Source organism: Streptomyces sp. NRRL S-455 (genome assembly GCF_000717875.1).
Taxonomy (GTDB): Bacteria; Actinomycetota; Actinomycetes; order Streptomycetales; family Streptomycetaceae; genus Streptomyces.
Genome location: NZ_JOCT01000017.1, coordinates 18681 through 31679, shown reverse-complemented (window position 1 = coordinate 31679; position 12999 = coordinate 18681). Strand labels below are relative to the sequence as shown.

Genomic DNA, 12999 nt, shown 5'->3' with positions numbered 1-12999 from the left:
TCAGAGGAGGCCGTGCCGGGGCGGCCTGGTGCCGTTGAGGACGTAGCGGCCGATGTGCTGGACCTTCCAGCGGGCCGGGTCGTGCAGGGTGTGGGTGCGGGCGTCGCGCCAATGGCGGTGCAGGCCCAGCGAGTCGAGCGCCGAGCGGGTGCCGGCGACCTCGAAGAGGGCGCTGCCGACCTCCACGGCGGCCTCCGCCGCCGTCACCTTGGCCGTGGCCACCGCGATGGAGGCCTGGGCGGCCGAGTCGTCAGTCAGGTCGGCGCGGGCGGCGTCGACCGCTCTGGCCGCCTCGCGGAGCAGCGCCTCGGCGGCGCGTACGCGGATCGCCAGTTCGCCGAAGCGCTGGAAGAGCAGCGGGTCTTCGGCAGCCGTCTCGAATCCGCTCTCGAACCAGGGGCGGCTCTTCGTCCGCACGAACTCCACGGCCTCGGCCACTGCACCGGAGGCGATCCCGGCATCGATCGCGGCGTGCAACAACTGAGCCACGGCGCCGTGAAGTTGGGGCTCCCGGAAGGTGAGGTGGTGCGGCACGACCCGGTCGGCGGGGACGCGCACCGACTCCAGACGGACGGTTCCACTGGCGGTGGTGCGCTGCCCCATGCCGTCCCAGTCGTCCACGACCGTGAGGCCGGGCGCGTCCCGCGGTACGTACGCCACATGCAGGTTGTCGTCGTCGGTACGGGCGAGGACGGGAATCCAGTCGGCGAACAGGGCACCGGTGGCATAGTGCTTGACGCCGTCGAGGACATACGACCCGTCCGGGCGCCGCGCGAGCCGGGTACGGATGTCCTGCACATGCCTGGTCCCGGCCTCGGACTGGGCGTTACCGAACCGTTTGCCCCGTAGCACCTCGCCGAAGAAGAACTCCTGTTGCCGGGGACTCCCCTGGCGGCGCAGCACGCCCACGTACACGAAGTGGCTCTGCGGGATCTGAGCGAGGCTGGCGTCGGCGGCGGCCAGCAGCCGGAAAATCTCGGCGAGCGTCTGCGCGCCGACGTCCGGGCCACCGAACTCCGCGGGCACCGTCACCGAGAGCAGACCGGACGCGGACAGCCGCTCCACCTCCGCGTGCGGGAGCCGGCGCCGCGCGTCCCGTTCGGCGGCGTCCTCGCGGAAGTCCGCGGCGAGTTCCGCGGCGACGGCGAGGGCTTCGGCGTCGTCGGCGATGACGATCGCGGCACTCATCCGGCGGCCGCCAGCACCGTCGTGCGCCCGCCCAGCGCGGCGGAGAACTGGTCCGTGACCTGCGCGAGGGCCTCAGCCGAGCCCGGTGCGACGGTCAGCGTTCCGTCGTCGCCGACGGCGATGTCCTTGTCAAGTATGAACCAGCCCGGGGTGATGTGGGCGGGGCCCATGGAGGCGAGGACGGGGCGCAGGGCGTAGTCGATGGCCAGGACGTGGGCGGTGGAACCGCCGGTCGCCAGCGGGAGGACGGTCTTGCCCGTCAGTGCGTACTGCGGAAGCAGGTCGAGAAGTGACTTCAGCAGGCCTGAGTAGGCCGCCTTGTAGACAGGGCTGCCGATCACGACGCCGTCCGCCTGCTCGAACAGGGCGGTGGCCCGCGCGATCGCCGGGTGACCGAAGTCGGCGTGCAGCAGGGCCTCGGCGGGGAGCGTACGCACGTCCAGCGGGATCACGTCGTGCCCCTGGGACGTGAGGCGGTCGTCCAGGTGGCGCAGCAGCCGTGCGGTGCGGGAGGAGGCGGAAGGGCTTCCGGAGACAGACAGGATGGTGGCCATATGGGGACCTTTCGCTTTGGACCGGGTGCGGGGTGGCGGTCAGGCGTGGGTGGCGGTGGTCGCTGACTCGGACTGCCGCGCCTCCAGTTCGCGTACGAGCGGCAGCACGCGCTTGCCGAAGTACTCGACCTCCTCCAGGTAGTGCAGGAAGCCGAGGAGGAAGAGGTCGACGCCGAGGCGCTTGTAGGCGACGATCCGTTCGGCGATCCGCTCGGGCGTGCCGATCAGGCCAGTGCGGAAGCCGTCGTTGTACTGGACGAGGTCCTCGAAGCCGGAGTCCTGCCACATGCCCTTGCCGTCGGCGGTGGAGGCCCCGGCCTGCTGGACGGCGTCACGGAAGCCGTGGACGGCCGCGGTGTCGGCCTTGGCGACGATCTCGCGGAGGGTCTCGCGGGCCTCGGCCTCGGTGTCACGGGCGATGAGGAAGCCGTTGAGTCCGAACCTCGGTGCCTTTCTCCCGGCTTCGAGGGCGGACTTCCGGACGTCCGCGATCTGCTCGGTCACACCGTCGAAGTCCTTGCCATTGCTGAAGTACCAGTCGGAGACACGGCCCGCCATGGCGCGGGCGGCGGTGGAGTTGCCGCCCTGGAAGATCTCCGGGTGCGGGCGCTCGGAGGTGTTCAGCGGCTTGGGCTTGAGGGAGAAATCGCGCAACCGGTAGAAGTCACCGGCGAGTTCGGCATGGTCCTCGGTCCAGATCTTCCGCAGGGCGCGGATGAACTCCTCCGAACGACGGTAGCGCTCGTCGTGCTCCAGCCAGGGCTCGCCGAGGGCGGTGAACTCGCCCTTGAACCAGCCACTGACGACGTTCACCGCGAAGCGCCCGTTCGACAAGTGGTCGGCGGTGGCGCCGAGTTTGGCCAGGACGCCCGGATGCCAGAGGCCGGGATGAACGGCGGCGATGACCTTCAGCCGCTGGGTGGCCAGCAGCAGGGCGAGACTGAAGCTGGTCGACTCGTGCTGGTACTCGGCGCCGTAGCCCGCCATGTAGCGGACCTGGCTGAGGGCGTAGTCGAAACCGTTGTTCTCGGCGAGGACGGCCAATTCGCGGTTGTATTCGTAGCCCCAGTCGGTGCGCTGCTCGATGGTGCTGGTGACCAGGCCACCGCTGACGTTCGGCACCCAGTAGGCGAATCGGACGGGATCGGGTCCGGGAGATGCGGGCATGGAAACTCCAGGCGGGAGAATACTGCTGCGGGCAGGACGAATGAGCTCCTCGGGAATTCAGGCACCGTGGAGCGGCGTTCCCGGGAAATTCGTCATCGCGACAGAGTGAAAGAGCGAGCGAGCGACAGAAATCGGCCGGGATCGGAATTCACAGAAGGAGAACGCAGGCGGGGTGGGAGGGTTTCCCTCGGGTGCGCTCAGGTCCGACAGCGACAGCAGGAGCTGGAGACACGCGCGAGGTCGACGTGGCGCCGACGCGTGAGGTCCTGTCGCTTCATGTCACCGATAGAACCAGCGGGGAGTCCTGCCGGTCAAGAATTCCTGGCCGTGATTCCACATTCTGAGAGTCGGTATTCACGAGGTTGTGACAATGTGGAGTCACCCCCGGCGGCGCCATTCCTCCGCGAGCAGTTCGTACGAACGGACCCGGTCGGCGTGGTCGTGAGTGATCGTCGTGATGAGCAACTCGTCCGCACCGGTGGCCTCCTGGAGTTGCTCCAGCTGGTCGGCCACCCGGGCCGGTGAGCCGACGAACTGGGTGTCGATGCGGTCCTGTACGAGGTCCCGGTCCGCGTCGCTCCACGCGTGGGCGTGCGCCTCCTCAGGTGTCGGGAACTCAATGGCGCCTTCGGCGGTGCGGATGCTGCGGACCCACAGGCCGTAGCCGGTGGCGAGTTCCCGGGCGGTCGCGTCGTCCTCGGCGACGACGACGTCGGCGGAGACACTGACGTACGGCTTGTCGAGGAACTCGGAGGGCTGGAAGAAGGAGCGGTAGCCCTCCACCGCCTCCAGCACCGTGGCCGGGCTGACGTGGTAGTTCGCGGCGAAGCGCAGGCCCCGGGCGCCCGCGACCTCGGCGCTCTGTCCGCCGCTGCTGCCCAGGATCCACACCTCCACGTCGGCGCCCTCGCCCGGCACGACGTGCACCTCGATGCCCTCCGGGGAGCGGTAGGTGCCGACCAGCAGTGCGAGGATGTCGTCGATCTGCTCGGCGTAGTCCTGCGACTCGGCCCCCGGGAGCAGGAGCAGCTTGCGCTGCAGTGCCACGCGAGGTGAGCCGAGCAGGTGCTCGAAGGAGAAGCGGGGCGGGATGAGCAGGCCGTTCGGGGCGCGGCCGTCGACGACCGGGGTGGCCGTCGGCTTGGTCGTCTTCTCCCCCGGCGGACGGCCGCCCGAGCGGCCCAGGCCCAGGTCGAGGCGGCCGGGATGAAGGGCGTCGACCAGGCCGAACTCCTCGACCGTGGACAGCGCGGTGCGGTGTCCGAGCTGTACAGCACCTGAGCCGAGTCGGATCGTGGAGGTCGCGGCGGCGGTCAGGGCGAGGACGACCGCCGGGGACGTACCCGCCACGCCCGGGTTGAGGTGGTGCTCGGCGAACCAGTAGCGGGCGTAACCGAGCCGCTCTGCCTGCTGGGCGAGGTCGATCGAGTTGCGAAGGGCGTCCGCGGCCGTCGATCCGGACGGGATCGGGACGAGGTCGAGGACGCCGAGGGGGATGTCAGACACGGGGGGACTCCTGGGTGAGGGGTGGGGCCGGAAGCACGGGGCCCACGCGAACGGCGGGTCCGGGATCTCGCGGCGCAGCACGGGGGCGAGCTGGGACTGAAACAGCTCAAGGGAGGCGCGATGCTGACTGTCGGTCAGCCCGCCTGCTTCGGCGTGCAGATGGAGCACGGTGTGGCCGAACTGCACACCCGCTCGCCGCGGAGGTCGTCCGGGTGCGTGAGGCCCAGGTGGTCGCGCAGGGTCGTGCCCCCGTACTCGGTGCGGAACACGCCCTTTTCCTGGAGCAGCGGGACCACCTTGTCGGCGAACTCGTCCAGGCCGCTCGGGGTGATGTGCGGGACGAGGATGAAGCCGTCGGCGGCGTCGGACTGGACGAAGTCGTTGATGGTTTCGGCGATGGTGGCCGGGGAGCCGACGAAGTTCTGCCGGTTGCCGGTGTGGATGACCAGGTCGCGGATGGACCAGTTGTTGGCCGCGGCGAGTTCGCGCCACTCGCGGGCCGTGGCCAGCGGATCCCGGTACATGCGGACCTGGGCCCGGCCCTGGGAGATGTGATCGTCGCCGACGTCCGGGTCGATGTCGGGCAACGGCCCTTCCGGGTCGTACGCCGACAGGTCCCGGTTCCACACGAACTCCAGGTGCTTGAGGGCGGTGGCCCCGCTGACCTGCTGGCGGCGCACCTCGCGCGCCAGTTCCTCGGCGTCCGCGTCGGTGTCGGCGAGGGCGAAGGTCGCGGCGGGAAGGATGAGCAGCTGGTCGGGGCGGCGGCCGTACCTGACCAGGCGGGACTTCACGTCGGTGTAGAAAGCCTGGCCCGCCTCCAGGGTGCCGTACCGGCTGAAGATGGCGTCCGCCTCCGCGGCGGCGAACTCGCGGCCCTCGTCGGAGTCGCCGGCCTGGAAGATGACGGGGCGGCCCTGCGGGGAGCGGGGGACGTTGAACTGCCCGTGGATGTCGAAGTGCTGTCCGGTGTGGACGAATGCGCCGGCCTTGGTGTCCCGCAGGAAGGTGCCGGTGGCCTGGTCGGCGAGGATCTCGTCGCCGTGCCAGGAGTCGAAAAGTTCGTTCGCGGTGGCCAGGAACTCCTTGGCGCGGGAGTAGCGCTCCTCCTGCGGCAGGAAGCCGCCCCGGCGGAAGTTCTCCCCGGTGAAGGCGTCCCAGGAGGTGACGACGTTCCACGCCGAGCGGCCGCCGGAGAGGTGGTCGAGGCTGGCGAACTGGCGGGCCACCTCGTACGGCTCGTTGAAGGTGGAGTTGATGGTGCCGGTCAGGCCGAGATGTTCGGTGACGGCGGCGAGCGCGGCCAGCACGGTGAAGGTGTCGGGGCGGCCGACGACGTCCAGGTCGTAGATCTTCCCGCCCTGTTCACGGAGCCTGAGGCCCTCGGCCAGGAACAGGAAGTCGAACATGGCGCGTTCGGCGGTCCGTGCGAAGTGCGCGAAGGAGCTGAACTCGATGTGGCTGCCGGCGCGTGGGTCGCTCCAGACGGTGGTGTTGTTGACGCCGGGGAAGTGGGCGGCCAGATGGATCTGCTTCAGAGGCTTGGTCATCGGTCGGGGAGCCTCCCGGCTCAGGCAGCGGCGTAGCGGTTGGCGGGGCGGGCCAGGCCCAGCAGGCCGCGCAGGGTGTCGGCCTCGTAGGCGCGGCGGAAGACGCCACGGCGCTGGAGCTCGGGGACCAGGCGCCGGGTGATCGCCGGGAGATCGTGGCCGGCGACGGCGGGACGCAGCCGGAAGCCGGTCAGCCCTGCGCTGTGGAACTCTTGCAGCAGATCGGCGAGTTGGGGCGGGGTGCCGGTGAAGACCGGGGCGTCGCTCGTGTACGGCTGTCCCGCGAGCGCGTCGAGCCGTTCCCGGCGTGCGGTCGCTTGGGCCGGGTCGGCGTCGAGGAAGACGACCAGGTCACCGAAGACATGCAGTGGTTCGGCGGCTCGCCCGGCCGCGTCCTGCTCGGCGCGGATCTGGGCCACGACGGCGCGGGCCTCGTCGGCGTCGTACGGCGTGACGTAGCCGATGTCGGCGGCGCGGGCCACGAGCCGGTACGGGACGGTGTCGTGGGCGAGGGCACTGACGAGCGGCTGGCCCTGCGGCGGGCGGGGTGTGATGGAGGGGCCCTTGACGCTGAAGTGCCTGCCCTCGAAGTCGATGTAGTGCAGCTTGTCGCGGTCGATGAAGCGGCCGCTGGCGGCGTCCCGGATCTCGGCGTCGTCCTCCCAGGTGTCCCAGAGACGGCGCACGACCTCAACGTAATCGGCGGCCTCGTCGAAGAGGTCGGCGACCAACTCCCGGGTGTCCGGGTGGTCGTAGGCCTCGATACGCGGGATCGTACGGCGGCCGAAGTGGGCGGCCTCGTTCGGGCGGGCGGTGATCTGCAGGCGCAGGCCGGCTCGGCCGGTGCTGACGTAGTCGAGGGTGGCGATCGCCTTGGAGATGTGGAACGGCTCCGTGTGGGTGGCGACCACCGTCGGCACCAGGCCTATGTGCCGGGTCAGCGGTGCCACGCGGGAAGCGATGAGGACGGCGTCCAGACGGCCGCGCACTTGGTCGGTGCGCTCGTCCGGGTCCAGGAAGTGGGACGACTGGAGGCCGAGGCCGTCCTCGATGGTCACGAAGTCGAGGAGCCCGCGCTCGGCCTCCGCGACCAGGTCGGCCCAGTACGCGGCGGTGAACAGATCCCGGGGCCGGGCCACCGGATCGCGCCAGGAGGCGGGATGCCAGCCGGTGCCGTCCAGGGCGACGGCAAGGTGCAGAAAAGAAGAAGGTGTTGAGGACACGAGTGGAGTGCCTTCCTGGAAGTCCGTGACGAGAACGCCTGCCCTCACGTGCAGGTCGGCCCAGGCGGCCGGATGGCGGGCGGCTGCGGGCCGGCCGGCGCGGACCAGACAGCGTGGTGCAGAACGCGCATGCTCGGGATGACCAGGGCTTCGCCACCACGAGAGTCGATCGGATGTGACACGGGGTGGATTCCTTGAGGGCCGAAGACGGTCCGGGGCGGTCGCGCCTCGCAGGGGAGCGGTTGAGGGCGCGGAGGCCGTGCGTCCCCGCGCCTGGACCGGCTACTCGTCGGTCTTGGGCAGGCCGGGCGGGTTGATCTCAGACTTGGTCACCGCCTCGTCGGACAGGCCCCAGCGCTTCAGCACCTTCGCGTACGTCCCGTTCTCGATGACGTGGTTGAGGGCGTCGGCGAGGGGCTTGACCAGGCCGCTGTCCTTCTTGGTGGTCGCGGCGATGAGGCCCTGGAGGGTGGCGCCGGCGCCGGAGTAGGTGCCGACGACCTCGGTCCTGCCGGTGGTGGCCGCGTGGTAGGCCGCGGTCGGGTTGGGGCCGAGGTAGAGATCGATGCGGCCGGACTGGAGGGCGAGGTAGGTGTCGCTGTCGTTCTGGTAGTACTTGATGTTCACCGGCTTGCGGCCGGCCTTCTCGTTCTCCTTGCTCCACTCGATGAGCAGCTTCTCCTGGTTGGTGCCGCTGCCCACGGCGACCGTCCTGCCCGCCACGTCCTCGGGCCCGGTGACCTTCAGTCCGCTGCCCTTCTTCGCCTCGAAGCCCAGGTTGTCCTCGCGGTAGGTGGCGAAGTCGTACTTCTCCTTGCGTTCCTCGGTGACCGTGATGTTGCTGAAGCCGATGTCGTACTTGGCGCTGTCGAGGCCGACGAAGATGTTCTCCCAGGAGACCGTGTTGATGTGCGGCTTGAGGCCGAGCACGTCGGCGACCAGAGAGGCGATGTCGGGCTCGACGCCGATGACGGTCTTGTTGTCGGTGGCGAAGAAGGTCAGGGGCGCCGCGGAGCCGGACGAGTCGACGATCTCCAGGGTGCCTCTCTTGCGGATCTTCTCCGGGACCTCGGCGGCTATGGAGTCGACCTTGTCGGTGGTGATGCGGTTCTGGTCGGGACTGATGTTGATCTTCGTCTTGCTGTCGGACGTGGCCGCGACCTCGGTCGTGCCGCCGTCGTCGGGGTTGCCGCACGCGGCAAGGACGAGGGTGGTGGCGAGTCCGAGCGCGGCTGCGGCAGTGCGGCGGGTGATCGAGGTGGACATGGTCGTGCTCCTTGCCTGTGGAAAGGGGTGAGGGTCGGTCAGAGGACCTTGGAGAGGAAGGCGCGGGTGCGCTCGTGCTGCGGGTCGTCCAGGACGGCCGCGGGCGGGCCCTGCTCCACGACGACACCGCCGTCCATGAACACCACGGTGTCGGCGACCTCGCGGGCGAAGCCGATCTCGTGGGTCACGACGATCATGGTGGTTCCGGTGCGGGCCAGGTCCTTGATGACGTCGAGGACCTCACCGACCAGTTCCGGGTCGAGCGCCGAGGTGGGCTCGTCGAAGAGCAGCACCTTGGGTTCGAGGGCGAGTGCGCGGGCGATGGCCACGCGCTGCTGCTGGCCGCCGGATAGCTGCCGGGGGTAGGCGTCGGCCTTGTCGGCGAGGCCGACCCTGTCGAGGAGCCGGCGGGCTGTCTCCTCCGCTGCCCTGCGCGGGCGGCGCAGCGCGGAGACGGGCGCCTCGATCAGGTTCTCCAGCACGGTCAGATGGGGGAAGAGGTTGAAGTTCTGGAAGACGAACCCGATGTGGGTGCGCTGCTTCAGAACGTCCTTCTCCTTCAGTTCGTGCAGCTTGCTCCCGGAGCGGCGGTAGCCGATGAGTTCGCCGTCGATGCTGATCCAGCCGCGGTTGACCTTCTCCAGGTGATTGATGGTGCGCAGCAGCGTGGACTTGCCGGAGCCGGACGGGCCGAGGATCACGGTGACCTCGCCGGCGCGAACCTGGAGGTCGACGCCGCGCAGCACCTCCAGGGGGCCGAAGCTCTTGTGGACGCCGTGGACGTCCACCATCACGTCGTCGACCGTCGGCGTCGCGTCCTTGACGGCCACCGTCACGTCGCTCATCGGCTGTCTCCCAAGGGCTTCAGGGGTACGACGGGCTGGGTGCGCTGGGCGGCGGCCGCGCGCAGGGTGCGGACGAAGCGCCGGGCGCGCTGGAGCGGGCTGGGCGGCGGGGTGCGGTTGGCGCCCCGGGCGTAGCGGCGCTCCACGTGGTACTGGGCGACCGACAGCAGGGAGGTCAGCACCACGTACCAGGCGGTGGCGACCAGCAGCAGCGGGATCACCCGGCCGTTGCGGCCGTAGATCACCTGCACCTGATAGAAGAGCTCGCCGATGGACATCACGTAGACCACCGAGGTGCCCTTGAGCAGGCCGATGACCTCGTTGCCGGCCGTGGGCAGGATGGCGCGCATGGCCTGCGGCAGCACGATCCGGCGGATCTGCCGCAGCCGGGGAATGCCCAGCGCGGCGGCCGCCTCCAGCTGCCCGTGGTCGACGGCGATGACACCACCGCGCACGATCTCGGCGGCATAGGCGGCCTGGTGCAGCGTCAGCCCGATGACGGCGGCGCCCATGGTGCCGATAATGCTGTTGCTGTCGACGGACCAGAACACCGGGCCGAAGGGGATGCCGAAGCCCAACTCCTCGTACAGCGCGCTCAGGTTGAACCAGAACACCAGCTGGACGATCATCGGGATGGAACGGAAGATCCAGATGTAGGTCCAGGCGACGGTCTGCAGCACCGGACTGCGCGACAGCCGCATGAAGGCCAGGACGGTGCCCAGGAGGAAGCCCAGCACGGTGGCGTACGCGGTGAGCTGAAGGGTCACGTACACCGCCTGCACGATCGTCTCGGACAGCACGTAGTCGCTGAAGACGCCCCATTCCCATACGGGGTTGGTGGCCAGACCGTGCACGAACTGGGCGACCAGCACGATCACGGCGACGGCCGCCACCCAGCGGGCGTAGTGGCGGGCGGGTACGACCCTGAGGATGGCTGGATCGTCCGGGGCGGGCGGAGCTTGTGGGCCGGTGCCCGGGGTGGCCGCCCCGGGTGGCGCGGTGTCGGTGGTGGATGCCATCGTGGTGTTCCTGCTCAACTCTCAGGTGTGCTCGGACGGGTTGATCCGCGACGTGTCGATCGCGGAGGCGGAGGTGCCCCACTTCTTGAGGATCCGGGCGTACGTGCCGTCCTTGATCAGCTCGTTGACGGCGGCCTGGAAGGCCTTGGTGAGTGGGGAGCCCTTCTTGAAGGCGAAGCCGACGTCGAGGCGGTGGAACTCGCCGAGGAAGGTGGTCTGAGAGGCGGGCTGGGCCGCCTGGTGGCGCAGGCCGTTGATGGTCGACATGATCACGTCGATACGGCCCTGCTGGAGTGCGGTGAGGGTCGCCGCGTTCTCCGAGTAGACCTTCACGTCGTACGGCTTCTTGCCCGCCTTGGCGCACACCCCTTTCTGCGCGGTGAGGGTCGCTTCGAAGGTGGTGCCGGCGCCGGTGCCGATGGTCAGCCCGCACAGCTGGGTGAGGTCGGTGACCTTCTTGCCGAGGGAGGTGTTGCCCGTCTTCACCGCGAAGCCCTGGCCGTCGTTGATGTAGGTGACGAAGTCGATGGTCTTCAGGCGTTCGGTGGTGACGCCGAAGTTGCCGGTCCCGAAGTCGTATTTGCCGCTGCCCAGGGCGGGCAGGATCGTCTCGAAGGAGGCGTCCTGCCGCTCCAGCTTCACGCCGAGGACCTCGGCCACGGCGTCGGCGAGGTCGATGTCCTGGCCCGCGGGCGGCTTGTCCTGCCCCTTCGGGTAGTACGCCCCGGGCGGGAACCCGATCGAACTGCCGACGCGGAGCGTGCCCGCCTTGCGGACATCGGCGGGGAGCAGGGCCGCGACGGAGTCCACCTTGCGTACCGCGGCCACCGGGTCGTCGGTCGGTGCGGGGGATGCCTGAGCGCCCGCCGGTGTGGTGCCGGAGGTGTCGCCGGAGCCACAGGCGGTCAGCGCCAGTACGGGCAGCAGAGCGACGGTCGCGGCGATGCGCAGGCGGGTTCTGATCGGGCGAAGGTTCACAGGTCGCCTGCCTTTCCCGTGCGTGCTGCGCGTGCTGCGGTCGGCAGATGCTTCTCGAAGGGCAGCGGGCCGATGGTTTCCGGGGCGGCCTCGGTGTCGAACAGCGGTGTGTAGCCGGTGGCCAGGTACAGTCCTCGGGCCTCGGGCTGGCGTGGCCCGGTGGTCAGGTAGATCCGCCGGTAGCCGCGTGCGCCGGCCTCGCGTTCCAGCTCGGCGATGACACGGCGGGCGAGGCCACGCCTCCGGTGGCTGGAGTGGGTCCAGATCCGCTTCAGCTCGGCGGTGGTCGCGTCGTACCGGCGGAAGGCGCCGCCCGCGACGGGCTCGCCGCGCTCCAGCAGCAGGAGAAGCAGACCGCCGTGAGGTTCGGTGAACTCCTCATCGGGGTAGCGGGAGATTTCGGCGTGGGCGTCCTTTCCGTAGCGCGCGGAGTACTCGTGCCCGAGTTCGCGCAGCAGGGGTCTCACGCGCGGATCGGAGACCGGGACATGAAGCACCGTCACATCCATTGCTGACGGTGATGGTTGGGCTATGGAGGTCATTCGCCCACCGCCGCAAGGGTTTGCGTCCCGCGTGCCGTCCGCTCGGCGTCGCGCTTGGCGACCTCCTCGCGGACGATCGGGATCACATACCGGCCGAAGTCGATGGCGTCGCCCAGCAGGTCGTAGCCGCGGGCGGAGAGGATGTCGACGCCGAGGTCGTAGTAGTCGAGTAGCGCCTGGGCCACGGTCTCGGGCGTGCCGACCAGGGCGTTGGAGTTGCCGGCGCCGCCGGTCGCCGCGGCGGTCGGCGTCCACAGGGCCCGGTCGTAGCGCTCCCCCGCCTCGGCGATGGCGAGCAGCCGCTGCGAGCCGACGTTTTGAGGTGTTGCAGCCTGCGGCTGTGCGTGCCCGTTGTGGCGCTTGGTGATCGCCTCGCCCCTCTCCTTGCGCGCCTTGATCGCGCCGACCGTGCGGTGGGCCCTCTCCCAGGCCAGTTCCTCGGTCGGGGCGATGATCGGGCGGAAGGCGACCTGGATGCGCGGCACGTCGGTGCGGCCCGCGGCCTTCGCGGCGGCCTTCACGTTCTCGATCTGCTCGGCGGTCTTCGCCAGGGGTTCGCCCCACAGGCAGTAGATGTCGGCCTCAGCGCCGCCCGCGGCGTACGCGGCAGGGGACGAGCCGCCGAACGACACGTTCGGGCGCGGCTGCTGGAGCGGGAAGACGTCGCTGACGAAGTCGTGGAAGCGGTAGTGCTCGCCCTCGTGGTCGAAGGGCTCGTGGGTGGTCCAGATCTTCTTGACGATCCGGATGTATTCGCGGGTGCGGGTGTAGCGCTGGTCCTTGGTGAGGGTGTCGCCCTCGCGGCCCTGTTCGTGATCGTTGCCGCCGGTGATGAAGTGCACGGTCAGCCGGCCCTCGCTGATCTGGTCGAGGGTGGCGAAGGTCTTGGCGGCGAAGGTGGGGTAGGACACGTTGGGCCGGTGGGCGAGCAGGATCTGCAGGCGCTCCAGCCTGCTCGCGATGTAGGCGGCGGCCGGTGCGGGGTCGGACGATCCGGAGCCGTAGGCGAACAGCACCCGGTCCCAGCCGTGGTCCTCGTGGGCCCGGGCGAGCCGGAGTGTGTACTCCTTGTCGAAGGCGGCGCCGGAGCGCGGGGTGGTTTCGGAGCCGTCGTTGGTGGCGGCGATGCCGAGGAACTCCACTGGCATGGAGATGGCCTTT

The 12999-nt window shown here is 69.7% G+C and carries 13 protein-coding genes; all 13 read right to left on the bottom strand.

What is annotated here, in order from left to right; all coding sequences use genetic code 11:
• The 13 genes from IE97_RS0122250 to IE97_RS0122195 all read right to left on the bottom strand — a co-directional run bounded on the left by IE97_RS0122250 (position 1) and on the right by IE97_RS0122195 (position 12986).
• Complete coding sequence (locus IE97_RS0122250) at positions 1–1188, bottom strand: SfnB family sulfur acquisition oxidoreductase (protein WP_030243398.1); 1188 nt, start codon at positions 1186–1188, stop codon at positions 1–3.
• Positions 1185–1742, bottom strand: coding sequence for an NADPH-dependent FMN reductase (gene ssuE, locus IE97_RS0122245; RefSeq protein WP_030243396.1), 558 nt, complete (start codon positions 1740–1742; stop codon positions 1185–1187). Before ssuE ends, IE97_RS0122250 begins: the two co-directional genes overlap by 4 nt.
• 39 nt (positions 1743–1781) lie before the next feature.
• Positions 1782–2909, bottom strand: a complete 1128-nt coding sequence (sfnG, locus tag IE97_RS0122240; protein WP_030243394.1) for a dimethylsulfone monooxygenase SfnG — start codon at positions 2907–2909, stop codon at positions 1782–1784.
• A gap of 197 nt (positions 2910–3106) precedes the next feature.
• The gene (locus IE97_RS43825; RefSeq protein WP_420706128.1) at positions 3107–3187 is read right to left on the bottom strand and encodes a putative leader peptide; all 81 of its coding nucleotides are present in this window, start codon (positions 3185–3187) and stop codon (positions 3107–3109) included.
• A gap of 100 nt (positions 3188–3287) precedes the next feature.
• Positions 3288–4415, bottom strand: coding sequence for an MsnO8 family LLM class oxidoreductase (locus IE97_RS0122235; RefSeq protein ID WP_030243391.1), 1128 nt, complete (start codon positions 4413–4415; stop codon positions 3288–3290).
• 134 nt (positions 4416–4549) lie between these two features.
• Positions 4550–5965: an NtaA/DmoA family FMN-dependent monooxygenase gene (locus IE97_RS0122230; RefSeq protein ID WP_051705076.1), complete on the bottom strand. Its 1416-nt coding sequence runs from the start codon at positions 5963–5965 to the stop codon at positions 4550–4552.
• 20 nt (positions 5966–5985) lie between these two features.
• Positions 5986–7188, bottom strand: coding sequence for an LLM class flavin-dependent oxidoreductase (locus IE97_RS0122225; RefSeq protein ID WP_030243386.1), 1203 nt, complete (start codon positions 7186–7188; stop codon positions 5986–5988).
• A gap of 282 nt (positions 7189–7470) precedes the next feature.
• Positions 7471–8454 (bottom strand): ABC transporter substrate-binding protein, encoded by a 984-nt coding sequence (locus IE97_RS0122220; protein ID WP_030243384.1) that lies wholly within the window; start codon positions 8452–8454, stop codon positions 7471–7473.
• A gap of 38 nt (positions 8455–8492) precedes the next feature.
• A complete protein-coding gene (locus IE97_RS0122215; RefSeq protein WP_030243382.1) occupies positions 8493–9245 on the bottom strand; it encodes an amino acid ABC transporter ATP-binding protein in 753 nt (250 codons plus the stop codon).
• A gap of 50 nt (positions 9246–9295) precedes the next feature.
• Positions 9296–10318: an amino acid ABC transporter permease gene (locus tag IE97_RS0122210; RefSeq protein ID WP_030243379.1), complete on the bottom strand. Its 1023-nt coding sequence runs from the start codon at positions 10316–10318 to the stop codon at positions 9296–9298.
• Positions 10319–10339: 21 nt separating this feature from the next.
• A complete protein-coding gene (locus IE97_RS0122205) occupies positions 10340–11296 on the bottom strand; it encodes an ABC transporter substrate-binding protein (protein WP_078603349.1) in 957 nt (318 codons plus the stop codon).
• Entirely contained in the window at positions 11293–11838 is a 546-nt protein-coding gene (locus tag IE97_RS0122200) for a GNAT family N-acetyltransferase (protein ID WP_030243375.1), read from the bottom strand. The genes IE97_RS0122205 and IE97_RS0122200 overlap by 4 nt, the downstream gene beginning before the upstream one ends.
• Complete coding sequence (locus tag IE97_RS0122195; RefSeq protein WP_030243372.1) at positions 11835–12986, bottom strand: LLM class flavin-dependent oxidoreductase; 1152 nt, start codon at positions 12984–12986, stop codon at positions 11835–11837. The genes IE97_RS0122200 and IE97_RS0122195 overlap by 4 nt, the downstream gene beginning before the upstream one ends.
• Positions 12987–12999: the final 13 nt, after the last annotated feature.